Raw genomic sequence first — 23,856 nt, 5'->3', positions numbered from 1 at the left:
ACGACAGTGGCCCGATCCCACGAGACGCGGCGCGGGCCCGTCGTAGGGACCTACCAGCGGTGATCCACCGGCGGCCCCCGACGGGCCCGCGTGATGCCGGGATCTAGTGCGCTCCGGTGCCGGTCAGGGAGCGGACCTCCAGCTCGGCGTACTTGCCGGCGTCCGGCTCCTCCTTGGACAGGGTGGTCCCCAGCCAGCCCAGCAGGAAGCCGACCGGGATGGAGATGAGGCCCGGGTTCTCCAGCGGGAACCAGTGGAAGTCGACGTCGGGGAACATCGAGGTGGGCTTGCCCGAGACGACCGGGGAGAACAGCACGAGGCCGACGGCGGTGACCAGGCCGCCGTAGATCGACCAGAGGGCTCCCGGGGTGGTGAACCTCTTCCAGAAGAGGCTGTAGAGGATCGTCGGCAGGTTCGCGGAGGCCGCGACCGCGAAGGCGAGGGCGACCAGACCGGCGACGTTGAGGTCGCGGGCGAGGGCGCCCAGCAGGATGGACACGGCGCCGATGCCGACCGTCGCGTACCGGGCGGCCTTCATCTCCTGCTTCTCCGACGCCTGCCCCTTCTTGATCACGTTCGCGTAGATGTCGTGCGCGAACGAGGAGGACGAGGCGAGGGTCAGTCCCGCGACGACCGCGAGGATCGTGGCGAAGGCGACGGCGGAGATGGTGGCGAGCAGGATCGCGCCCCAGCTGGAGTCCACGCCGCCGAGGTGCAGGGCGAGCAGGGGTGCCGCCGTGTTGCCCGCCTTGTTGGAGGCGATGATCTCGTCCGGCTTGATCAGCGCGGCGGCGCCGAAGCCCAGGGCGAGGGTCATCAGGTAGAAGGCGCCGATGAGGCCGATCGCCCAGTTGACGGACTTCCGCGCGGTCTTGGCGGTGGGCACGGTGTAGAAACGGATCAGGATGTGCGGCAGGCCCGCGGTGCCGAGGACCAGTGCCATGCCGAGGGAGATGAAGTCCAGCTTCGTGGTGGAGGTGGCGCCGTACTTGAGCCCGGGTTCCAGGAAGGGCGTGCCCTTGCCGCTGTTCTCGGCGGCGCTGCCGAGCAGGTCGGAGATGTTGAAGTGGAACTTCAGCAGTACCAGGAAGGTGAGCAGCACGGCGCCGGCGATGAGCAGGACCGCCTTGACCATCTGCACCCAGGTGGTGCCCTTCATGCCGCCGATGGTGACGTACACGATCATCAGGACGCCGACGAGCGCGACGATGCCGACCTTGCCGCCGTCGCTGGTGATGCCGAGGAGCAGCGAGACGAGGACGCCCGCACCGGCCATCTGGGCCAGCAGGTAGAAGATCGAGACGACGATGGTGGAGGTGCCGGCCGCGGTACGGACCGGGCGCTGGCGCATGCGGTAGGCGAGGACGTCGCCCATGGTGTACCGGCCGGAGTTGCGCAGCGGTTCGGCGACCAGGAGCAGGGCGACCAGCCAGGCGACCAGGAAGCCGATGGAGTAGAGGAAGCCGTCGTAGCCGAAGAGGGCGATCGCGCCGGCGATGCCGAGGAAGGACGCGGCGGACATGTAGTCGCCGGAGACGGCGAGTCCGTTCTGGAAACCGGTGAACTGGCGTCCGCCCGCGTAGAAGTCGGCGGCGTCCTTGGTCTGGCGGCCGGCCCAGACCGTGATGACGAGGGTCGCGGCGACGAACACCGCGAACAGGGTGATGATCAGCGGGCGGTGCTCGCTCGCCTCGCCTGCGGCCAGCACGGTCGTGTGCGCGGTGGTCTGTACGGGGCTCATGCGCCGCCCTCCATCCGGGACTTGATGGCGTCGGCCTTGGGGTCGAGTTGAGTCGCCGCGTGCCGGGAGTACCACCAGGCGATGAGGAACGTGGTGAGGAACTGGGCGAGGCCGAGCACCAGGGCGACGTTGACGTTGCCGAACAGCTTGGTGCCCATGAAGTCGCCCGCGTAGTTCGAGAGCAGCACGTACAGCAGGTACCAGAGGATGAACCCGACGGTCAGCGGAAAGGCGAAGGAGCGGTGGGAGGTGCGGAGTTCACCGAATTCGGCGCTTTCCTGCATCTCGACGAACTGTTCTGTGGACGGGAGCTGGGCTCCCTCCCGTGCGGGTGGTGGTGCGTCGGTGGCCACGGTGTCTCCTCGCGTTGCGGGTGCGGTTACGACGGTGGACGGGGTCGGGTCGGGGCCCGCGGACGGGGACGGTTCGGGCAGGGACATGGGACTTCGACCTCACATCGGCGTGCGTCACGTGACGGACCGCTGTCGATCGCGTCCGTTCCGTGATCAGAGCGGGGGGCTCGATCGTCCACGGGCTCCCTGCCCAAGGTCACGGCGCCACGCGTGGACCGGTTCAACTCGCCCCGCTTCTTTCCGAAGTCGTCGCCGCAAGTCATTGCTGGCCCGGTCGGCGGGGGGATAACTTCGGCCTGCACCACTCCGTCATGTACCTGCCCGAGCACCATCCGTGTTCGGGCAGCTCCGTTTTCCGGATGATGTGGAGATCCCATGGCTCATCTGCGTTCCCGACACCGCCTCGCGCTCGCCGTGCCGGTCGTCCTGTCGCTCACCGCCTCGCTCGGGTTCCTGCCGGGCGTCGCGTCGGCCGCACCCCTCAGTACGCCCGCCGCGACGACCGCGGACGGGCCGAACCTCTCGTACGTGGTCAACACGACGACGGACCACCGCACGATCGCGTCGGTGAAGCGGGCGATCGAAGCGGCCGGCGGCAGTGTCGTCATCGCGTACGAGCAGATCGGCGTGATCGTCGTCCACTCCGCGAACCCGGACTTCGGCCGGCAGATCCGGACGGCACGCGGAGTGCAGTCGGCGGGCGCCACCCGCACCTCGCCGCTGAAGGCCGCGGGCACGACGGACGAGGGCGCGGCGCAGGTGCTGTCCGCCGCCGAGGCCGCCAAGGTCACGAAGAGCGCCGACGCGGGCCAGGAGCCCCTTGAGGCCGACCAGTGGGATCTGCGCGCGATAGGCGCCGACAAGGCGGCCGCGATCAACCCGGGCAGCAAGAAGGTGACCGTCGCGGTGATCGACGTCGGCGTCGACGACACGCACCCCGACATCGCACCGAACTTCTCCGCCTCGCAGTCCGCGAACTGCGTGGGCGGCAAGCCGGACACGACGTACGGTTCCTGGCGTCCGGCGGACGCCGACCATTATCACGGCACGCATGTGGCGGGAGAGATCGCGGCGGCCCGCAACGGCGTGGGCGTCGCGGGTGTCGCGCCGGGTGTGAAGGTCTCCGGCATCACCGTCGCCGAGCCCGACTCCACCCAGCTGTTCTTCCCGGAGAGCGTCGTGTGCGCCTTCGTGTTCGCCGCCGACCACGGCGTCGAGATCACCAACAACAGTTACTACGTTGACCCTTGGCTGTACAACTGCCTCGACGATCCCGACCAGAAGGCCATCGTCGACGCCGTCAACCGCGCCCAGCTGTACGCGCAGCGGAAGGGCACGCTGAACGTCGCCGCGGCGGGCAACTCCAACGACGACCTCGACTCGAACGCGCTCACCGACGCGTCCAGCCCCGACGACTCGACCGCCACGACCCGCACGGTCGACCCGCACAAGTGCTTCGACATTCCGACCCAGTTGCCCGGTGTCGTCACGGTCTCCTCGACCGGCGTCAAGGGCGCCAAGTCGTACTTCTCCAGCTACGGCGACGGTGTCATCGACGTCGCGGCGCCCGGCGGCGACCGGTACCAGATCCCGGACACCCCGTCGCAGAACGGCCGCATCCTGTCCACGATGCCGAACAACCAGTACGCCTACCTCCAGGGCACCTCGATGGCGACTCCGCACGTCGCCGGCGTGGCCGCGCTCCTGAAGTCCAAGTACCCCTGGGCCACGCCCGCTCAGCTCCAGCTCCTTCTCAAGGTCCAGGCGGACAACCCGGGTTGCCCGGCCGAGCCGTACGACGGGAACGGCGACGGCGTCGTCGACGCGACCTGCGTGGGCGGCAAGCGGGTGAACGGCTTCTACGGGGCCGGGATCGTCAACGCCCTGCGGGCGGTCAAGTAGCTCCTGCCGACGCCCCCGTGGCCCCGGCCCCGCCCCGTGCGGCGGCCGGGGCCACGCCGTCGGGGCCACCTCCCGTGTTGATCGCGTCCACACTGCATAGTGCCGGTATGACGCGTGCACCGATGGCCGCTGTGTGGGAGGAGCTGGGCGGAGACCCGGCGCTGCTCCCCGGGGTTTCGACCGTGGTGCGGGCGGGGGCGCTGGAAGCCGCCCTGCCCGTACGTGAGTTGGCACGCGCCTGCGTGGGCGCCTGTGCTCTGGCGGCCGCCGAGCTGGGGGCCCGGCGGGCCGGGCTCGCGCGGGTTCCGCGGGTGAGCGTGGACGACGGCGCCCTCGCCACGGCGTTCGTCAGCGAGCGGCATCTGCGGATCGACGGGCGCTCACCCGTGAACTTCGCCCCGCTGTCCCGGTTCTGGCGGACGGCGGACGGCTGGGTGCGGACGCACGCGAACTATCCGCATCACCGGGCCAGGCTGCTGGACGCGCTGGGCGCGCCGGGCGACGCGAGCGCCGGGGACGTGGCCGCGCTGCTCGCCGGGCGGTCCGCTCGGGAGACCGAGGAGCGCGTGTACGACGCCGGTGGGCTCGCCGTCGCGCTGCGAACGCCCGAGGAGTGGGCGGCCCACGAGCAGGCCCTCGCCCTGGCCCGTCGGCCGCTGATCGAGCGGGGCGGGGCGGCCGGGCGGGGCGGGCCGGCCACCGCACGCGCTCGGGTCCTCGCCCCGCTGTCCGACGGCGGCCCGCTGCTGCCCGCCGCCGGGGTGCGCGTCCTGGATCTGACCCGGGTCATCGCGGGCCCGGTCGCCACCCGCACCCTGGCCCTGCTGGGCGCCGACGTGCTGCGCGTGGATGCGCCGGGGCTGCCCGAGGACCCGGACGCCCACGCGGACACGGGCTTCGGCAAGCGCTCGGCGCTGCTGGACCTGGCGGCCGGCCGCCGCACCCTCGATGAGCTCCTGGCGTCGGCGGACGTGGTCGTCACCGGGTACCGGCCCGGCGCGCTGGACCGCTTCGGCCTCTCCCCCGAGGCGCTGGCCGAGCGCGATCCGGGCCTGGTGGTGGCCCAGGTGTCGGCGTGGGGGGCGTACGGGCCCTGGGGCGGGCGGCGGGGATTCGACAGCCTGGTGCAGGTGGCCACCGGGATCGCGGTGAGCGAGGGGTCGCCGGAGCGGCCGGGCGCGCTGCCGGCGCAGGCCCTGGACCACGGCACCGGGTATCTGCTGGCGGCGGCCGTCCTGCGCGCGCTGACCGAGCGGGCGGAGCGGGGCCACGGGTGCGTCGTACGGCTGGCGCTGGCGCGCACCGCGATGTGGCTGACGGACGGGACCGGGCGGGAGGAAGGACCCGGCGCGCCGGGCCCCTCCTCGGTGGGGGAACCGTACGACCGCCCCGACGCCTGGCTGTCGGAGCGGGCCGGCCCCGTCGGCCTCCTCGGACACGCCCTGCCCCCGGTCTCCTTCGCGGGCGGCCCCACCGACTGGTCGCGCCCGCCGGGCCGCTGGGGCACGGACCCCGCGCGGTGGACCTGAGAGCCGACGGCGTGCGGCGGCCGGTGACGTCCCCGCGTCGGCCGGCGGCGGCGACGTCTCCGTGTCAGCCGGCGGCGGCGACGTCTCCGTGTCAGCCGGTGACGAGGACCTTCAGCGCGGTCCGCTCGTCCATCGCCTTGTAGCCCTCGGGCACACCGTCCAGGCCGACGGTCATGTCGAAGACCGGCGAGGGGTCGATGGTGCCGTCGAGGACGTCGGGCAGCAGGTCGGGGATGTACGCGCGCACCGGGGCGACCCCGCCGCGCAGGGCGATGTTCCGGTCGAACATGACGCCGAGGTCGAGGCCCGTACCGCTGCCGTGGGGCACTCCGACGAAGCCGATCGCGCCGCCGTCGCGGGTGATGTTCACCGCCGTGCTCATGGACTGCTCGGTGCCGACCGCCTCGACCACGCACATCGCGCCCTGGCCCCGGGTCAGCTCACGGACGGCCTCGACGGCCGCTTCGCCGCGCTCGGCGACGACGTCCGTGGCGCCGAAGCGGCGCGCGATGTCGGTGCGGACCTGGTGACGGCCGAGCGCGATGATCCGCTCCGCGCCGAGCCGCCGGGCCGCGAGCACCGCGCACAGTCCGACGGCCCCGTCGCCCACGACCGCGACGGTGGAGCCCTTGCGGACACCGGCGCCGAGGGCCGCGTGGTGACCGGTGCCGAGGACGTCGGAGAGCGTCAGCAGCGCCGTCAGCAGGTGGTCGTCGGAGCCCGCCTCCTTGGGGAGCTGTACGAGGGTGCCGTCGGCGAAGGGGACGCGTACGGCCTCGCCCTGGCCGCCGTCGTAGCCGACCGAACCCCAGAAGCCGCCGTGCACGCACGAGGTGGTGAGTCCGTCCCGGCAGTACTCGCACACGCCGTCGGACCACATGAACGGGGCGACGACCAGGTCGCCGCGCCGGACGCCGCTCACGTCGGAGCCCGTCTCCTCGACGACGCCGAGGAACTCGTGCCCGATCCGCTGGCCCGGCTGCCGGGCCGCCTCGCCGCGGTACGCCCACAGGTCGCTGCCGCAGATGCAGGAACGCAGCACCCGCACGATCGCGTCGGTGGGCAACTGCACCATGGGCTCCGGCACCTCCTCCACACGCATGTCGTACGGGGCGTGGATGGTGGTGGCGCGCATGGCGAGGATCCTTCTCGTTGCGGAGCGTGGGTGAGATGCGCTCAGGGGGTGGTTGAGCGCATCTCACCGTACGCCGCCGCGGGCGCGGGTCGCGCGGCGAGGGGGCCCAGCACGCCTCGGACCAGCAGGAACTGGGCCGCGATGTACGTGAGCATGATCCAGAAGGCCGCATGCGGAAGCTGCGGCCAGCCGGCGACACCGGTGGCGATCAGGGTGTCCGAGAGCATGAAGAGAGCGCCTCCGAGCGCCGCGAGCGGCCCGAGGCGTGTGGCCCCGTACGCCATCGCGGTCAGCAGCAGGCTGTACCCGGCGACGGGGACGCGCAGGCCGGCCGGCAGACCGGGCCACAGCAGCACGACGAGGGCGACGAGAACGGTGACGTACGCGCCCGCGAGCCGCGGGTCCCGGACGCGTGCCGTCCCGCGGAACAGCACGAGGTAGCACACGTGCCCCGCCGCGAAGGCGGCCATGCCGGCCAGGAACGCGGGGTCGGCGTCGGACATGAGCGCCAGGTCGCCGCACCAGCCGAGGAGCAGGGCCGCGATCAGCAGCCGGGGTCCGCCGCGTACCCCGGCGTACGCCGCGAGCAGCGGCATCAGGAGCGCCTTGGCGATCCGGTGCCCGGGGTCGAGACCGGCCACCAGCGAGAGGAGGTCGACGGCCGCCGCCAGCACGAAGCAGACGAGCAGGACGCGTGCGGTACGGGGGCTCACGCGACGGATTCCGTGGCCGGGACCTTGACCTGGGCCGGGGCGGTGGCCGGGGCGGTGGCGCCGGCCGGCGGCGCGGGCTGCCAGCCGGGGCCGCCGAGGAGCCGTCCGGCGCGCTCGCGCCAGTTCGCCGCCGCCCGCACGTCACGGGCGATGGCCGTGTACTCGTGGGTGGCCACGCGCAGCGGGTTGTACGTGGAGATGTTCTTGGTGAGCCCGTAGACGGGCCGTTCGGTCTCCGCGACGAACGATCCGAACAGCCGGTCCCAGACGATCAGGATGCCGCCGAAGTTGCGGTCCAGGTAGCCGCCCTGGGAGGCGTGGTGGACCCGGTGGTGGGAGGGCGTGTTGAGGGCGAACTCGAACCAGCGGGGCATCTTGTCGATGCGCTCGGTGTGGATCCAGAACTGGTAGACGAGACTCACCGACGAGCAGAACGCGAGCGCGGCCGGGTGCACCCCGAGGACGACCATCGGGAGGTAGAAGGGCCACGACGTCCAGCCCGTCCAGGGCTGGCGCAGCGCGGTGGTGAGGTTGAACTTCCTGCTGGAGTGGTGCACGACGTGGCAGGCCCACAGGAGGCGGATCACGTGGTGGCCGCGGTGGGACCAGTAGTAGAAGAAGTCCTGGGCGAGCAGCGTCAGCGGGATCGTCCACCACAGGACGGGCACCCGCAGCGGCGTCAGCGTGTAGACCGCGCTGTAGACGGCGACGATCGGGAACTTCCACAGGAAGTCGAAGAGGAGACTGCCGAGTCCCATGCCGAGGCTCGTCGCGGCGTCCTTCGTCTCGTACCCCGCGGCGTCGTCGTCCGGATGGATGCGAACGCTGACCATCTCGATCACGGCGAGGAGGACGAAGGCCGGTATCGACCAGAACACGACATCGGGCAGGTTCGGCATGGGTGAACCGTAGATGCGCTGGTCGGCCGCGTACAGAGGCTGTTACCAACAAGTATTACCGACGGTACGCGCTTACTTCTCGGCCATCTCCGCCAAAGAACCGTTCCGTGACGGCCGCGGTGAAGCGCCGCGCTCGGGACGGCGGCGCGCGGCGAGCCGGCCGCGCTCGGGACGGCGGCCCGAGGCCGGTCCGGCCGCGGGCCCTGCCGCCGCGGGCCCCGTGGTCACCACACCCGCACCGAGCCTCCTCTCGCGAACACCGGGCTCGTCGCGTCGGCGGGCGGGGTGTCCAGGGGTTCGGCGATCTCGGCCACCGTGGGACCGGCCTTGGCGGCGATCGCGTCGAGGTACGCCAGGTCGAAGCCGTAGACACGGGCCGCGTTGCCGCCGACCATGGCGGCGATCTCGGCGCGCGGCAGGCCCGCGTAGGCGATGCGCAGGCCTTCGCGGGTGTAGGGATGGGTGCCTTCGTCGTGCGGGTAGTCGCTGCCCCACATGATCTTGTCGAGGCCGATGCGGTCGCGCAGCGGCACCTCGTGGGGGCGCATGAAGCTGGCGCCGACGAAGCAGTTCTCGCGCCAGACCTCGGAGGGGCGCTCGCCCATCGTCGCGGCCAGCCCCGCGCCGAACTTCGACTCGGCCGTCGACGCCCTGCCCGCCGCCGCGACCAGCCGCCCGTGGTAGTAGTCCAGCATGTCGAGCACCCCGGGGATCCAGCCCGACCCCTGCTCGGTCAGCACCAGTCTCAGGCCGGGGTGCCGGCGGAACGCGCCGCCGAACACCAGGTGCCACAGCGCCCGGTGCGAGAACCAGGTCGTCTCCACCATGAAGACCGCGCGGGCAGCCGGTTCGTCCCCGAGCGGCGGCGAGGCGGAGCCCGCGTGGTGGTTCACCGGGACACCCAGCTCGGCGCAGGCCGCCCAGATCGGGTCGTACGCCCCCGAGTACAGCTCCGGCAGACCCGAACCCGGGGGTGTACCGGGCAGCAGCAGCCCGCCCCGCAGGCCCGCGCCCGCCGACCGGTGGATCTCCTCGACCGCCGCGTCGACGTCGTTCAGGAGGATCTGGAAGACGCCCGCGCGCCGGCCGGGCGCCGCCGCGCAGAAGTCGGCGAGCCAGCGGTTGTGGGCCCGCAGCCCCGCCCAGCGCCGCTCGAACTCCGCCGCCGTCGGGGCCGGTGCCATGAGGGAGGCCGACGGGAAGAACGGCGGGATGGTGTTCGGGAAGACCACCTCCGCGACGATGCCGTCCTCCTCCAGCTCCGCGAGGCGCCGCCCGGAGTTCCAGTTCCGGTCGGCGGTGTCGGCGAGCAGGTCCTCGTAGGGGTTGACGTAGTCGGCCGCCCAGGCGTCGAAGTCGTCGTGGTACCGGCGCTCCAGGTACGGCCTGTAGTCGAGGAGATCGGCGCCGGCGTGGCAGTCGGCGGAGATGACGGTGTAGCGGTCCTCGGCACCGCCACCGGCACCGTCGCCGTCGGCGGCCGTCGGCCGGTCCCCGGCGGCCACTCGCTCCTCGGCGCTCACGGACTGACCCCCAGTACGGGGAAGTCGTGGTCCGTCAGCCAGTGGCGGCCCACCTCGCGCGAGCGCGCCCAGGACGCCTCGACCGCCGACTGGTCCTCCCCCTGGCCCAGTTCGGCCGGCGTCGGGCCGATCCGCCGGGCGATCGGGGCCAGTTCGGCGAGGTCGAAGCCGAACACCTCGGCCGCCGAGAGGCCGAGCATCCGGCGGGTCTCCGCGACCGGGATGTCGTGGAAGGTCTTCGCCAGCCACGCCCGGGTGTCGGGCCAGGTGCCCTCGGGGTGCGGGAAGTCGCTGCCCCAGAGGATGTTGTCGACGCCGATCTCGTAACGCTGGGCGAGTTCGCGGCGTTTGGTGTTGGTCGCGCAGACGAAGATCTGCCGGTCCAGGTACGCGTGCGGGGGCCGCTTCAGCTCCGCGAAGGGCGACAGCTTCTTGCCGCCGTGCGCGCCGAGGTACAGGCGGTCCATGAACCACAGCAGGTTGGGCAGCCACCAGCAGCCCGACTCGGCGACACCGAACCGGAGCCCGGGGTGCCGCTCGAAGACCCCCGACCAGAGCAGGAACCACAGGGGGCGCGCGGGCCACCAGGTCACCTCGGAGACGTAGATCCCCAGGTGGTCGCCGTACTCGTGGCGCGGCGCCGCGCCGGAGTGGGTGAGCACGGGCATCGAGCACTCGGCGGCCGCCGCCCACACGGGGTCGTAACGGCGGTCGTGGTAGGGCTCCTTGTCGACCCACATGGAGGGGATCATCAGCGCGCCGAGGCCCGACTCCTTGGCGCGGTACACCTCGGCGACGACTCTGCCCGTCTCTCCGGTGACCGGCAGCAGAGCGACCCCGCAGTGCCGTTCGGGGTGTTCGGAGACGAAGTCGGCGAGCCAGCGGTTGTGGGCCTGCGCGCCGGCCATGCCGAGTTCCGGGTCCTGGTCCCCGGAGAGACCGAGGCCCACGCCGAAGGGGGCCGCGGTGCGGCTGTCCACGGCGTCCGCGTCGGGGAAGACGACCTCGGCCGCCACCCCGTCGCCGTCCAGTTCCTTCAGGCGCTGCGCGGTGTCCCAACCGCCGCGCAGGCCTTCCTCGTTGTCCTGGAACCACTTGTCGGCGAACGCCTCGTTGCGGATGCCGAGACGGTTCATCTCCTCGCGGCGCCGGCCCTGGCCCGCGAGGAACTCGTCGAAGTCCCGGTGGAACCGGGAATCCAGATAGGGCCGGTACTCCTCGGTGGGAAGTCCGGCATGGCAGTCGGAGGAGATGATCAGATACGGGTCCTGTTCGCTCACCGCGCCCCCTCAGTCGAGGATGAAATTTTCCAGGTACGTCGGATCGGCCCGTTCGAGCATCGACCGCGACCGCGCCCGGATCTGCCGGTCGCTGTGCTCGCTCTCGGGCAGCAGCCAGAAGCGGTCCTCGCGGATCCCGTCGGCGACGAGGTCGGCGACCTCCTCGACAGGGGTGAACCGCACCTCGTGACCCGCCTCGTTCATCGCCGCCTCCCACTGGGCGAGGCTGCGGTACGGGGTCCTGCGGGGCCGCTCCTTCGCGTACCGCGCGGGCCGGTTGCGGTGCGACTCCCACAGACCCGTGCGCAGCATGTGCGGCCCGGGGAACAGCACGGAGGCGCCCACGCCCGCGTGCTCCGCCTTCAGGTGCGCGTACAGCGACTCCGTCATGGTCACCACGGCCGCCTTGGTGACGGCGTACACGGAGGCGGTGGGCAGCGGGGCGATCCCGCCGTCGCCGGACGAGGTGTTGACGACATGGCCGGGCTCGCCCCCGGCCAGCATCCGGGGCACGAACGCCTGGACGCCGTGGAAGACGCCCCACACGTTGACGGCGAAGGCCCACTTCCAGTCGTTCGGGTCGTGCTCCCACATGCGGCCCTCGGCGCCGGAGCCGACACCGGCGTTGTTGCACAGGACGTGCACCGCGCCGAACGTGGCGTACACGTCCTCGGCGAGCGCGAGGACCTCGGAGCGCTCCGCGACGTCCACCACGCGCGCCTGGACGTCGGCGCCGTCCTCGCGCAGCTCCCCGGCGGCCTTCTCCAGCGCGCCCTCCTCGACGTCGGCGAGGACCACCTTCAGTCCGTCCGCCGCGAACCGCCGGGCCATGGCGAGCCCGATACCGCTCGCCGCGCCGGTGACCACGGCGACCTGCCCCGCGCGCAGTTCCATTTCTCTCCTTGTTTGGGAATCCCGGCCTTCCGGCCGGACGGGAAACGCATCCTGAGTGCCGGAGCCGCGTAGTACGCTTGGCATCTGCTTCCAGCAGCGGTCAGGGCTTGGCCGTCATGAAGCTCCTTGGAGTCGACTGAGAAGCCCCCTCATTCACGAGGGGGAGGAGTCACCAGACGCTCCCCTCGGGCGGCCCGTCGAGAATCTGCCGCGGATCGTCATAGCGCTGGTGGATATAGGGCAGCAGGGCCTGGCCGCTGACGCGTTCGGCGACCCGGCCCCGCTGGCCGGAGGTCTTCTCGCCGAGGGTGATCTCCAGCAGCCGGCGCACGGGCAGGTCGGCGACCGGGTCGTACATCGACTCGCGCAGGACGACGTCCCCGGTGACGCGTTCCAGCCTGCGGACCTTCTCGTCGCGCACGCAGTGCACGAGGACCGGGTCGGCGTCGAAGCCCGAACCGTCCACGGCGGGAAGGAACTTGAAGTAGAAGTCGGTCTTCTGCGAGGGCTCGGGCAGCGGCAGGGCCCCGGTCACCGCGCCGCGCACCTCGACGAACTCGATGCCGTGCCGGGCGAGTACGGCCCGTACGACCAGCCCGTCGCGCTCGACGGTCACCTCGCCGAGCTTCTTGGGCTCCCCGAAGACCTCACGGCCGCCGGTCAGGGCCCGCTCGTGGGTCATCGGCATGACCAGCGGATACCAGCCCTCGACGTCCTCGTGCGCCGCCGCGACGGCGAACGAGCCCGCGCCCAGGGGGTATCCGGGCAGATCGACCTTGCTGACGCTGACCCGCACCAGGGGCCTCGCGGTGGGCTTCAGCGGAGGCGGCAGGACCGCCGCGACCGCGTCCGGGTCACTCTCCCAGAGGGCCACCACACCGGTGGACCAGATGTCGGGGAGTCTGGAGCTCGCGGTGCGCGAGGCGGTGATCTCCGCCTCGGTTCGTGCGCCGTACCTCACTCGTGCCATGTCCGTACCGCCCTTCGTAGGCGCTACCTGCTGGGGCGCGCAGCACGCTTGCACCGCACGGACGAAAGGTCCATAGCCATGCGCCGACCGGACACCCGGGTCCGGCACCGGAGCGGACGGACCGGCTTCCCGAACCCCAGAAATATTCGGTGGCCCCGCGGGCCGGCCTCTCCCTAGACTCGGCGATCGCGGGGGCGGCTCCGCAAGCGTGCTTCCTTCTCTCTTTCTCTGACACCCGTAGCGCGCTCACTCTCCGCCCCCGCCTCACACATTTCCGGATCCCGGGGGATTTCCGCTTGTCCGTACTGTCGTCCGTGCTGCTCCGCCGCCTGCGAACCGTCTACGTCGACCAGGCCGGGCCACGGCCGGGAGACCCGGCGACGACCGAGGGCCTCGTCGCTCTTGAAGCCGAGCTGCTGGACCGGGGATTCGCCCCGTCGGCACCGCTGCGCGCCGCGCTCGCCTGGCTCGGACCCGCGGGGCTCGGGGACGCCGGCAGCACCCTGATCCTGCAGATCGACGCGGAACTGGGCGCCGACCGCACCCATATGCCGCTGTTCCGCAGCTTCCCGGCCTCGGTGCCCGACGACACCCTCCAGCTCTACGTCGACCGGGTCTTCACGCTGCTGTTGCAGTGGCCCGCCCAGCCGTGCGTGCTGTGCGGCACGGTCGGCGGCGTGCATCCCGTCTCGCCGTGCGCCCATCTGGTGTGCCGCGCCTGCTGGGACGGCGCCGACTACGCCGGCTGCCCCCTGTGCCACCGCCGGATCGACCGAGCCGACCCGTTCCTGAAGCCCGCCGCGCCACGGCTTCGGCGCGAACTCCCCCTCGGACCGCTGAAGTCGCTGGCCCTCGGAACCGATCAGCGGGCGGACTCCGTGAGGGCGCTGCTTCAGCTGCTGGCCCGGCGGACGCCGCTGCCGCCGCAGGACCGGGACGATGTGAAGCTGCTGCTGGCGCACGCGCCCGCCGCCCTGGAATGGCTGCCCGCGGACATCCCCGTCCGCGAGACGAAGGCCCTGGTGCTCGGGAATCTCCTGCTGGACCGGCGCACGCGCGCGGCCGTGCGCCCGCTGCTCGCCGCGCACCTCACCACGGCGACCGACGTATTGCGGCTGCTGCAGGTCTGGTCGGGCGGCGAGGCCGATCTCGTCGAACTGCGCCGCTTCCGTTCGCTGCCCCGCCCGCTGCGCCGCCAACTCCTCGCCGTACTGGATGGGTTCGATGCGTCGTCGCTGGTCGAGGACGTGCTGCGGCATCCGGTCGGGTGGAAGCGCGCCGCCGAGATCCTGCACCCGTACGAGCGGCACGACCGGCATCCGAAGGCCGCCCTCGCCTTCGCCGTGCTGCGCGCCACCGACACCTCCGCCTCACCGCTCGGCGCGGCCCTGCTGCGCACCGCGGCCGCGCACCCGGAGGCGGTACGGATCGACGGCGCGCGCATCAAACCCGACTCCTGGGGCGCGCACACCGAACAGGCCCTGCGCGACAAGGATGTGCCCCGCGCGCTCGACCTGCTCGCGCGGCGGCCGGGCGAACTGCTGCGCAGGCTCGACCACGTGCTGCGCCTGCACGACCTGGAGGAGCTGCCGGACGGGTTCGCCGACACCATGCGGCGGGTCCTGCCCAAGGCCGGTCCCGGTCCGCTGCTCGCGGCGCTCGGACGGCTGCGCGTCCGCCATCTCCCCGGCGAGCGGCGGGTGTTCTTCCCTCGCGGCCAGGTCACCCACTCCTTCACGCTCGACGACACCCGGGCCCCGCTGGCCGAGGCGGTCACCGACGGCGTCTGCGCGCTTCTGGAGGCCGAGGCCGTACGCCGGCTGGCGTCCGCCCCGCGCTTCGACCTCGCCGTCCTCGACGCGGGCCTCGCGGGCCTGGCCGTCCCCTCCGCCGAGCGCGCGTCCGCGAAGGCGCTGGTCTCGGTGCCGCGCGGCAGCAGCCAGCCGCTCCCCGAGGGGGAGGTCCTGCGCCTCTTCCTGCACTGGACGCAGCCCGCGAAGATCCGCGTCGACCTCGACCTGTCGGTCGCGCTGTACGACGAGGACTGGACGTTCGTGGGCGTGTGCGACTACACGAACCTGGTCCACGGGGAGCGGGCCGCCGTCCACTCCGGGGACCTGACCTCGGCCCCGGCGCCCGACGGCGCCACCGAGTACGTGGACCTGGACCTCACGGCACTCGCCGACGGCACGGTGCGCTTCGCCGTGCCCATCGTCTTCAGCTTCAACAACATCGCCTTCGAGCATCTCCTCGACGCCTTCGCCGGCTTCATGGCACTCCCTTCGAAGGACGGACGGGACGCCTCGTACGACCCCCGCACGGTGCGTCAGCGCTACGACCTGGAGGGCGACTCACGCATCCACGTCCCCCTGCTGGTCGACCTGGAGCGCCGCACGTTCCTGTGGACCGACCTCCATCTGCCGTCGTCCGACGGCTTCCACAGCGTGTACCGGCACAGCGCCGACCTCGGCCGCGTCGGCAAGGACCTGTTCCAGTACTTCACCACCGGCCGGACGACCCTGTGGGACCTGGCGGCGTGGCACGCGGCGGCCCGTACGGACGAGGTCGCGGTGGTCCGGCGGGCGCCTTCGGGCGACGAGCTGTGGAACTACACGCGCGCGGAGGGCGAGACGGACCTGGCCTTCGCCGCCCGCGTACGCGCTCTGGGGCCCCCGGAGCGTCGGCGCCCGGCCGAGGACCCGGAGGGGCTCGCCGCCGAAGCGGCCGCGAAGAGGCACGTCCTGCTCGCCCTGGTGCACGGTGGCGTCGCCCCGCAGGGCGCGAGCGGATCCGTGTACCGGCTGCTGCCCGGCCCCGTCGACGGCTGCGGTCTGACCGCTCTGACGGCGGGGGACCTGGTGGCTGCGCTGGGCTGAGCGCGTCAACACAGGGCCCGCCGGACCCGGTTGCGGGGCTCGCGCGCGGGCGGCCCGGTGGCGGGTCCGCGGGGGCGCCGGTTCCGGGAAGGCGGGGGCGGGACTGTCAGTCACTGCCCGTATCCTCATTGACCATGCTCGAAGACCTCACGACCGCAGCGTCCCCTGCCTCCTGGCCGGCCGCGTATCCGCAGGGATACGCGGTCGTCGACGTGGAGACCACCGGGCTGGCCCGCGACGACCGGATAATCTCCGCCGCCGTCTACCGGCTGGACGCGCGCGGCGAGGTCGAGGACCACTGGTACACGATGGTCAATCCGGAGCGGGACCCGGGCCCGGTGTGGATCCACGGCCTGACGAGCGAGATGCTCGACGGAGCGCCGCTCTTCCCGGAGGTCGCCGAGGAGTTCGCCGCCCGGCTCGCCGGCCGTGTGCTGGTCGCGCACAACGCGGTCTTCGACTGGTCGATGATCGCGCGGGAGTACGCCCGCGCGGACCGTGAGGCGCCGGTGCGCCAGCGTCTGTGCACCATCGCGCTCTCCAAGGAACTGGGCCTGCCGCTGCCCAACCACAAGCTGGAGTCGCTGGCCGCGCACTTCGGTGTCGTCCAGCAGCGGGCGCACCACGCGCTGGACGACGCGCGCGTGCTGGCCGAGGCGTTCCGGCCGAGCCTGCGGGCCGCCGCGCACGGCGGGGTACGGCTGCCGCTCCTCGAATGCCTGCCGCTCAAGGAGTGGTCCGACAGCGCCGCGGCTCCGCGGATCGGACGGCAGTCCGGGGGCTACGCGTCCGGCGGTTATCCGTCGGGGAGTTGGCGCCCCTCCCGCAAGCGCCCCGCGTGCCCCCATCCGAACCCCGGACGCTATACGGCGGACAAACCGCTCAAGCAGGGCATGCGCGTCGCGTTCTCCGGGGACACGTCCGTCGATCGCGAGCTGCTGGAGGACCGGGCCGTGGAGGCCGGGCTGCACGTCGCGACGAGCCTGTCCCGGCTCACCAGCCTGCTGGTGACCAACGACCCGGACTCCGGCACCTCGAAGGTGGCCAAAGCGCGACAGTTCGGGACACCGGTGGTCGACGAGGCCGCGTTCGGACAGCTGCTGCGAGACGTCGAACCCGCGTCGGAAGGGTGACGGACGTACGGGTGATTGACGCGCGACTCGCCCCGCGCCCGCTCGCCCGCACCGCCCCGGCAGCCCACCCTGTGGCGCATGGCGAGATGCGAAGTATGCGGCAATGACTACGGAATGACCTTCGAAGTGCACGCCCAGGGCGCTGTGCACGTATTCGACTGCTTCTCCTGCGCGATCCACCGGATGGCCCCGATCTGCGAGCACTGTCGCGTGCAGGTGATCGGCCAGGGCGTCGAGGTCGAGGGCCACTGGTACTGCGGCGCGCACTGTGCCCGCGCGGAGGGGAAGGCGGGGATCGTCGACAAGGTCTGAGCACCGGACCGTCCCCCGGACGGGGTATCGCGCGGCCCTCGGCGGGACCCTCCCGTCGGGGGCCGAATCATGCCGAGTACCGTCAATGGGGTGTACCGCTTCCTGTTGACCCGCCAGTGGGTGATCCTCACTCTCGTGGCCCTCGTGCTCATCCCGACGATGATCAAGCTGGGCTTCTGGCAGCTCCACCGGCACGAGCACAAGGTCGCCCTGAACACGGTGATCTCCGACTCGCTCGCCGCGAAGCCGGTACCCGTGGAGACGGTCACCACGCCCGGCCGGCAGATCCGGGACGACGACCTGTACCGCCGGGTCACCGCTAAGGGGCGCTTCGACACCGCGCACGAAGAGGTCGTCCGCCGCCGCACCAACGCCGACGGCGCGGTCGGCTACCACGTCCTGACCCCGTTCGTCCTGGACGACGGCCGTGTCCTCATGGTCAACCGGGGCTGGGTCCCGGCGGACGGCGCGCAGACCGCCTTCCCGAAGATCCCGGCCCCCGCCTCCGGCGAGATCACCGTCACCGGCCGGCTGATGGCCGACCAGACGACCGCCGACAGCGGCATCAAGAACGTCCGGGGCCTGCCCGACCGTCAGGTCATGCTGATCGGCAGCGGGCAGGAGGCACGGCGGCTCGGCAAGGAAGTCCTCGGCGGCTACGTCGAGCAGACCGCCCCGGCGCCGCGGGGCGGCTCCCCCGAGCTGATCCCGGACCCCGAGCACAGCGACATCGGTCCGCACATGGCGTACGCGATCCAGTGGTGGCTCTTCTCCGCGGGCGTCCCCTTCGGCTGGGTGGTCCTCGTCCGCCGTGAGCGCCGTGACCGGGCGGAGGCCGCCGCCGCGCGGACGGCTCCGCAGGCGGAACCGGCGGGCGTGTAGCGCGGCGGCGGAAGCCCCGGCTTCCCGGTCCCGCCCGTCGCCGCGAAGCCGGAACTCCTGGTCCCTGTCCCGCCCGGCCACGGGCGCGCACGCCACTCCGGCGGCCCGATTGGCCGTCGCCCCGGTCGGGAACCCGTCCACCGTGCACCGACGCATCGAGGACTACGCCCTCATCGGGGACGAGCAGACCGCCGCTCTGGTGGGCCGCGACGGCTCCGTCGACTGGCTGTGCCTGCCCCGCTTCGACTCCGCGGCCTGCTTCGCGGCCCTGCTGGGCGACGAGGACAACGGCCACTGGCGGATCGCCCCCGAGGGCGCGAACGCGTGCACCCGGCGCTCCTACCGCCCGGACACCCTGGTGCTCGACACCGAGTGGGACACCGCCGAGGGCTCGGTCCGGGTGACCGACCTGATGCCGCAGCGCGAGCACGCCCCCGATCTCGTACGCGTCGTCGAGGGCACCGGCGGCCGCGTCCGGATGCGCAGTCTGCTGCGACTGCGGTTCGACTACGGCTCGGTCGTGCCGTGGATGCGCCGCTCGGACGGCCACCGGGTCGCGGTCGCGGGACCGGACTCGGTGTGGCTGCGCAGCGAACCGCCCGTGCACACCTGGGGCCAGGACTTCCGTACGCACTCGGAGTTCACCGTCGAAGCGGGCGAGAAGGTCGCCTTCGTCCTGACCTGGCACCCCTCGCACCGGCCCCGGCCGCCCCTGTGCGACCCCTTCGAGGCGCTGGAGACGAGCGTCCAGGACTGGAGGGCGTGGGCGGCGCGCTGCCGCTACGACGGGCCGTACCGGGATGCCGTCGTACGCTCCCTGATCACCCTCAAGGCCCTCACGTACGCGCCGACCGGCGGCATCGTGGCCGCCCCCACCACCTCGCTGCCCGAGGAGATCGGCGGCGTCCGCAACTGGGACTACCGCTACTGCTGGCTGCGCGACTCCACCCTCACCCTCGGCGCGCTCCTGTCGGCCGGCTACCACGAGGAGGCCGAGGCCTGGCGCGACTGGCTGCTGCGCGCGGTCGCCGGAGACCCGTCGGCCCTTCAGATCATGTACGGCCTCTCGGGGGAACGCCGGCTGCCGGAGTACGAGATCCCGTGGCTGTCCGGCTTCTCCGGCTCCTCGCCCGTCCGGGTCGGCAACAGCGCGGTCGAGCAGCTTCAGCTCGACGTGTACGGCGAGGTCATCGACTCGCTGTCGCTCGCCCGGCGCTCGGGCCTGCCGTCCCGGCCCCACATGTGGCGGGTGGAGTGCGCCATGATGGAGTTCCTGCGGGTGGCCTGGCGGCAGCCGGACGAGGGGATCTGGGAGGTGCGCGGCCCGCGCCGGCACTTCGTGTACTCGAAGGTGATGGCCTGGGTGGCCGCCGACCGCGCCGTACGCACCCTGGAGGACGACCCGGCGCTCGACGGCGATCTGGAGGGCTGGCGGGCGATGCGCGACGAGGTGCACCGAGAGGTGTGCGAACGCGGCTTCGACCCCGTCCGGAACACCTTCACGCAGTCCTACGGCTCACCCGGACTGGACGCCGCCCTGCTGCTCATCCCCCGCGTCGGTTTCCTGCCCCCCGACGATCCCCGGGTGGTCGGCACGATCGACGCGGTCCGCGCGGAACTCGCCCCGGACGGCTTCCTGGTACGCCGCTACAGCGCCGCGACGACCGGCGTCGACGGTCTCGCGGGCAGCGAGGGCGCCTTCGTCGTCTGCTCGTTCTGGCTCGTGGACGCTCTGCACATGACGGGCCGTACGCGGGAGGCGCGCGAGCTGTTCGAGCGGCTGGCCGGCCTCACCAACGACCTGGGGCTGCTGTCCGAGGAGTACGACCCGGTCGCCGGCCGCCAGCTCGGCAACTTCCCGCAGGCCTTCAGCCACATCGGTCTGGTGGTCTCCGCCCTCAGCCTGTTCGGGGTCGACGGGGCGGGGGAAGCACCGGGGGCCGCGCCACCGGGATAGGGAAGGATGGGGCCATGGATCTTGGACTGAAGGATCGTGTGTACGTCGTCACGGGAGCCACCCGGGGCCTGGGCAACGCGGCCGCGCGCGAACTCGTCGCCGACGGCGCGAAAGTGGTCGTCACCGGACGCGACGAGGTGACCGCGGCAGGCGCCGCCTCCGCGCTCGGCCCGAACGCCGTCGGCGTCGCGGCCGACAACGGCGCCGCCGAGACCCCGGCCCGGCTGATCGCCGGTGCCCGTGAGCACTTCGGCGGCTTCGACGGCATCCTGATCAGCGTCGGCGGACCGCCGCCCGGGTTCGCCGCGGACAACACCGACGAACAGTGGATGGTGGCGTTCGAGTCGGTCTTCCTCGGTGCGGTGCGGCTGGCCCGCGCGGCCGCCGGGGAACTCGGTGAGGGCGGGGTCATCGGCTTCGTGCTCTCCGGCTCGGTGCACGAGCCGATCCCCGGGCTCACCATCTCCAACGGTCTGCGTCCGGGCCTCGCCGGTTTCGCCAAGTCCCTCGCCAACGAGCTGGGCCCGCGCGGGATCCGCGTCGTCGGGCTGCTGCCGTCCCGCATCGACACGGACCGCGTGCGTCAGCTCGACGGCCTGTCCGCCGACCCCGAGGCGACCCGCGCGGCCAACGAGTCCCGCATCCCGTTGCGCCGCTACGGCGCCCCGGAGGAGTTCGGCCGTGCGGCCGCGTTCCTGCTCTCCCCCGCCGCGTCGTACCTCACGGGCATCATGCTTCCGGTGGACGGCGGGATGCGGAGCGGATTCTAGACCCGGACGGCCACCGGCCCCGGCGACCGGTGGTCCCGTCGACCCGTCCGCCCGGCACCCGGTCGTCGGTCGCCGGTCGCCGGTCGCCGGTCGCCCGTATGCTCGTCCGCCGTCCGCCGTCCGCCGTCCGCCGTCCGCCGTCCGCCTGTCGCCCGTCGTCAAGTCCACCCGTCCGCCGGTCACCCGGATGGCAAGTCCCCCCTCTGCTGGGCGCCCGGACGGCCCGACCGCACGCCGGCCCGTGCCGCACGCCGGGCAGCCAGTGCCGGGCGCCAGGCAGCCGGTGCCGCACGTCGGGCAGTTCGTGCCGGGCGCCGGGCAGTCCGTGCCGAGCGCCGGGCAGCCGGTGCCGCACGTCGGGCAGCCGGTGCCGGGCGCGGGCAGTTCGTGCCGGGCGTCGGGATCCGCCCCTGCGGATGTGCTGCCCGGGGCTTCGCCGAGCGGGTGGGGCGGGTGCCCGGTCAGGTCACGCGCTCGGCGCGGTGCTTGACCCCGCGCAGCCGCACCTCCGCCGGAAGGGCGGCGAGACCGGCCGAGTCGCGTGCGTGCGCGAGCGCCTCCACGGTGAGCAGACGCAGTGCCTGCCCCGGGTCCACATGCGGTTCCAGCAGGAGCCGCACCCGCGCCTCGGGCAGGCTGCGTCGGCCGGTCAGGTGGACGTCGGCACGGTCGACTCCGCCCAGCCGGGCCGATTCGGCGGCCAGCACCCCCTCCAGGGCCCGTCCGCGCAGCAACGCGCCCGCGCCGTCGCCGGTGTCGACGAGCACGTCGGCGAGCCGCCGGCGCCGCACGACGGCGACCAGCCACCACAGGGCGAGCAGCAGAAGCACCGCGAGCGCGGCGATGACGGCGGGCCACCACCAGCCCTGCTCCCGCCACTTGGTCCGTTCGGCGGTACTGAGCAGCACGTCGTGCCGCCCGTCGTGGATCCACCAGGACGGCGGCCGTACGCCGAGTCCGACGGCGAGCACGGAGCCGCCGAGGATGATCAGTGCGAGCCCGATGAAGCCGATCAGTACACGGTTGACGATCCGCAGCACGGACCTCACCCCTTCCGTCCGGGCCGCGCGACATGCACCGACAGGGCGGGCGAACGGGCCAGTCCCAGTCCCTTGATGCCGTCGGCGAGGGTGATGTCGAGGTCGGCGCGCACGTCGTCGAGTTCCCGGAAGTGCGACATCGCGCGGACGTCGACCTTCCGGCGCTTCACCCGCACGCGCACCGACTGCACACCGGCGACCTCCATGGCCCGGTCGCGGAGCGCCATCGCGGCGGCGCCCCGGTGCAGTCCGGCGCGGACGTCGGCGTGGGTGCGCCGCATCGGCAGCACGTCCCGCAGTCCCGGTGTGGCCGCGAGCACGACCAGCCAGAGTCCCACCGCGGCGGCGATTCCGGCGCCGACGAGGACCGCCGTGTCGTCGAGCGGCCGTTCGGCGAGCTGCCGGGCCAGCCAGGTCCGCCACTCCAGCGCCGACCGTCCGGCGCGCACGGCCACGACGTCGTACAGGAAGGCGCCCGCCGCGACGAGGAGCACGAGCGCGAGGACGCCCGCGGGGACCCGGCGCGCCGACCAGAAGCGACCCTGCCGGCCGTCCTCGTCGGCGGCGGTGCCCAGCGGTTCGTAGGCTGCCGCGGAGGCGGACTGCCCGAGGGCGCCCGCGCCGTCCCCCTCCTCCGGATGCTCCGGTTTCTCCAGTACGGGCATCTTCCGGGTGTCCTCGGAGCCCTGGGGCTCGCTCATTGCGTCCTCCCCTGTGCCGCGCCGGGCCCGTGGGTCAGATGCAGCCGTTCCACGTGGACGGCCACCTCGGGCACTTCCATCCCCGCCAACGCCTCTACCCGCTCGGCGACATGACGACGCACTTCGCCGCACTGGGCACCGATGTCGGCGGGGTAGCCGAGTTCGAGGCTGAGCCTGACCCGGGCACTGTGCGTCGGGGTGCCGGCCGTGCCCCCGGAGCCCGACGCCTGGCGTCGCACGACGACCGTCGCGTGCGGGGGGACGGCGTCGGCGGGCAGCGGGGGCAGCGCCTCGCGCGCCGCCCGCGACGCGATCTTCGCGACGACCCGGTCGGCGATACGGGTGGCGCCCCGCTCGGGTGGCGGGACGGTCGTGAGGCCCGGCCTGGTCTCACCGAGCCGGTCGGTCTGACCTGGCACGCGTCACCGCCGCCGGTCGTCACGGGCGCGGAAGAAGTCGCCGATGTCCAGGTCCCCCTCCAGGAGCCGTCCGACGACGAACCCGACGGCCCCCAGCGCGGCCACCAGGAGGAAGGCGCCGAAGCCGCCGAAATATCCGGCGAAGCCCAGCGCCATTCCGGCGATCATGCCGATCACGGCCAAGCTCATGGTGCGCTCCTCAGCAGTCGGTGGCCGCGGTGATCACTCATGGTGCGGTGGCCGGAGCGTCCCGGCGTTCCGGTGACCCGCACTGGGGTCACTGGAGCCGTGACTCCGGCTCCTCGTCCTCTTCCTCGGGAAGCTTCACATCACTCACCGCGATGTTGACCTCCACGACTTCGAGCCCTGTCATGCGCTCGACGGCGGCGATGACGTTCTCGCGCACGGCTCGGGCCACTTCGGTGATCGACACGCCGTAGTCGACGACGATCTCCAGGTCGAGCGCCGTCTGTACCTCGCCGACCTCGGCCTTCACACCCCGCGTCACGGATTTGGTGGAACCGCCCGGCACCCGGTCGCGTACGGCTCCGAAGGTCCGGCTCAGCCCGCTGCCCATCGTGTGGACACCGACCACGTCACGGGCGGCGAGCCCGGCGATCTTCTCCACGACCCCGTCGGCGATCGTGGTCCGTCCCCGCGAGGCGGGATCGCCACCGCCACGTCTGGTGGGCTTACGGGTCTGCTGGCCCTCCTTCTCCATGTCGGGGCTGTCCGTCCGGTTCCGCTCGGTCATGTCGGTCATCGCCGTACGTCCCTTTCGGTCGTCCTCCTCTGCTCACATTAGGTCGGGTCGCGCTGTCCCGCGC

At 72.5% G+C, this 23,856-nt stretch carries 22 protein-coding genes; 8 read left to right on the top strand and 14 right to left on the bottom strand.

The features are described from left to right. Positions 1-103: 103 nt before the first annotated feature. Both ACF07B_RS06375 and ACF07B_RS06370 read right to left on the bottom strand, forming a co-directional pair. A complete protein-coding gene (locus tag ACF07B_RS06375; RefSeq protein ID WP_362405278.1) occupies positions 104-1,741 on the bottom strand; it encodes a cation acetate symporter in 1,638 nt (545 codons plus the stop codon). Further along, positions 1,738-2,094 (bottom strand): DUF485 domain-containing protein, encoded by a 357-nt coding sequence (locus ACF07B_RS06370; RefSeq protein ID WP_392177911.1) that lies wholly within the window; start codon positions 2,092-2,094, stop codon positions 1,738-1,740. Before ACF07B_RS06370 ends, ACF07B_RS06375 begins: the two co-directional genes overlap by 4 nt. Before the next feature lie 375 nt (positions 2,095-2,469). Here ACF07B_RS06370 and ACF07B_RS06365 point away from each other — a divergent pair, with 375 nt between their 5' ends. Together ACF07B_RS06365 and ACF07B_RS06360 are read left to right on the top strand one after the other, a co-directional pair. Then, positions 2,470-3,996, top strand: a complete 1,527-nt coding sequence (locus ACF07B_RS06365; RefSeq protein WP_392177910.1) for a S8 family serine peptidase — start codon at positions 2,470-2,472, stop codon at positions 3,994-3,996. Positions 3,997-4,103: 107 nt separating this feature from the next. Then, entirely contained in the window at positions 4,104-5,525 is a 1,422-nt protein-coding gene (locus ACF07B_RS06360; protein WP_392177909.1) for a CoA transferase, read from the top strand. A 91-nt stretch (positions 5,526-5,616) separates the two neighbouring features. Here the strand turns inward: ACF07B_RS06360 and ACF07B_RS06355 are convergent, their stop codons facing one another. The 7 genes from ACF07B_RS06355 to ACF07B_RS06325 all read right to left on the bottom strand — a co-directional run bounded on the left by ACF07B_RS06355 (position 5,617) and on the right by ACF07B_RS06325 (position 12,939). Then, complete coding sequence (locus tag ACF07B_RS06355) at positions 5,617-6,660, bottom strand: zinc-dependent alcohol dehydrogenase family protein (RefSeq protein ID WP_392177908.1); 1,044 nt, start codon at positions 6,658-6,660, stop codon at positions 5,617-5,619. Between the two features lie 41 nt (positions 6,661-6,701). Beyond that, on the bottom strand, positions 6,702-7,373 hold the full coding sequence (locus tag ACF07B_RS06350) for a lysoplasmalogenase (RefSeq protein WP_392177907.1): 672 nt from the start codon (positions 7,371-7,373) through the stop codon (positions 6,702-6,704). Continuing rightward, on the bottom strand, positions 7,370-8,272 hold the full coding sequence (locus ACF07B_RS06345; RefSeq protein ID WP_392177906.1) for a sterol desaturase family protein: 903 nt from the start codon (positions 8,270-8,272) through the stop codon (positions 7,370-7,372). The genes ACF07B_RS06350 and ACF07B_RS06345 overlap by 4 nt, the downstream gene beginning before the upstream one ends. 224 nt (positions 8,273-8,496) lie before the next feature. Next, positions 8,497-9,702, bottom strand: a complete 1,206-nt coding sequence (locus tag ACF07B_RS06340; RefSeq protein ID WP_392177979.1) for an amidohydrolase family protein — start codon at positions 9,700-9,702, stop codon at positions 8,497-8,499. Positions 9,703-9,791: 89 nt separating this feature from the next. Then, on the bottom strand, positions 9,792-11,075 hold the full coding sequence (locus ACF07B_RS06335; RefSeq protein ID WP_369484073.1) for an amidohydrolase family protein: 1,284 nt from the start codon (positions 11,073-11,075) through the stop codon (positions 9,792-9,794). Between the two features lie 9 nt (positions 11,076-11,084). After that, positions 11,085-11,969 (bottom strand): SDR family NAD(P)-dependent oxidoreductase, encoded by an 885-nt coding sequence (locus tag ACF07B_RS06330; protein WP_392177905.1) that lies wholly within the window; start codon positions 11,967-11,969, stop codon positions 11,085-11,087. Positions 11,970-12,138: 169 nt separating this feature from the next. Then, a complete protein-coding gene (locus tag ACF07B_RS06325; protein ID WP_392177904.1) occupies positions 12,139-12,939 on the bottom strand; it encodes an acetoacetate decarboxylase family protein in 801 nt (266 codons plus the stop codon). Positions 12,940-13,235: 296 nt separating this feature from the next. On the opposite strand from ACF07B_RS06325, the gene ACF07B_RS06320 reads away from it, so the two are divergent. From ACF07B_RS06320 to ACF07B_RS06295, 6 genes are all read left to right on the top strand, one after another. Beyond that, complete coding sequence (locus ACF07B_RS06320) at positions 13,236-15,815, top strand: MXAN_6230/SCO0854 family RING domain-containing protein (RefSeq protein ID WP_392177903.1); 2,580 nt, start codon at positions 13,236-13,238, stop codon at positions 15,813-15,815. A 134-nt stretch (positions 15,816-15,949) separates the two neighbouring features. Further along, complete coding sequence (locus tag ACF07B_RS06315; RefSeq protein WP_369484077.1) at positions 15,950-16,948, top strand: DEDDh family exonuclease; 999 nt, start codon at positions 15,950-15,952, stop codon at positions 16,946-16,948. Between the two features lie 78 nt (positions 16,949-17,026). Further along, positions 17,027-17,260: a hypothetical protein gene (locus ACF07B_RS06310; RefSeq protein ID WP_078943477.1), complete on the top strand. Its 234-nt coding sequence runs from the start codon at positions 17,027-17,029 to the stop codon at positions 17,258-17,260. 90 nt (positions 17,261-17,350) lie between these two features. Then, a complete protein-coding gene (locus ACF07B_RS06305; RefSeq protein ID WP_369484079.1) occupies positions 17,351-18,142 on the top strand; it encodes an SURF1 family protein in 792 nt (263 codons plus the stop codon). Between the two features lie 142 nt (positions 18,143-18,284). Then, positions 18,285-20,099: a glycoside hydrolase family 15 protein gene (locus ACF07B_RS06300; RefSeq protein WP_392177902.1), complete on the top strand. Its 1,815-nt coding sequence runs from the start codon at positions 18,285-18,287 to the stop codon at positions 20,097-20,099. A gap of 14 nt (positions 20,100-20,113) precedes the next feature. Then, positions 20,114-20,869, top strand: coding sequence for an SDR family oxidoreductase (locus ACF07B_RS06295; RefSeq protein WP_369484081.1), 756 nt, complete (start codon positions 20,114-20,116; stop codon positions 20,867-20,869). Between the two features lie 461 nt (positions 20,870-21,330). On the opposite strand, the gene amaP is transcribed toward ACF07B_RS06295, so the two are convergent. From amaP to ACF07B_RS06270, 5 genes are all read right to left on the bottom strand, one after another. Then, entirely contained in the window at positions 21,331-21,918 is a 588-nt protein-coding gene (gene amaP / locus ACF07B_RS06290; RefSeq protein ID WP_384234259.1) for an alkaline shock response membrane anchor protein AmaP, read from the bottom strand. Continuing rightward, positions 21,915-22,610 (bottom strand): DUF6286 domain-containing protein, encoded by a 696-nt coding sequence (locus ACF07B_RS06285; protein WP_392177901.1) that lies wholly within the window; start codon positions 22,608-22,610, stop codon positions 21,915-21,917. Before ACF07B_RS06285 ends, amaP begins: the two co-directional genes overlap by 4 nt. Beyond that, complete coding sequence (locus ACF07B_RS06280; protein WP_392177900.1) at positions 22,607-23,029, bottom strand: Asp23/Gls24 family envelope stress response protein; 423 nt, start codon at positions 23,027-23,029, stop codon at positions 22,607-22,609. Before ACF07B_RS06280 ends, ACF07B_RS06285 begins: the two co-directional genes overlap by 4 nt. A 3-nt stretch (positions 23,030-23,032) precedes the next feature. After that, positions 23,033-23,218 (bottom strand): hypothetical protein, encoded by a 186-nt coding sequence (locus ACF07B_RS06275; RefSeq protein WP_266757222.1) that lies wholly within the window; start codon positions 23,216-23,218, stop codon positions 23,033-23,035. Positions 23,219-23,306: 88 nt separating this feature from the next. Next, positions 23,307-23,792, bottom strand: a complete 486-nt coding sequence (locus ACF07B_RS06270) for an Asp23/Gls24 family envelope stress response protein (RefSeq protein ID WP_369484086.1) — start codon at positions 23,790-23,792, stop codon at positions 23,307-23,309. Positions 23,793-23,856: the final 64 nt, after the last annotated feature.

The organism is Streptomyces sp. NPDC015532 (genome assembly GCF_043078065.1).
Classification (GTDB): Bacteria; Actinomycetota; Actinomycetes; order Streptomycetales; family Streptomycetaceae; genus Streptomyces.
This window is presented reverse-complemented; position numbering and strand designations above follow the sequence as displayed.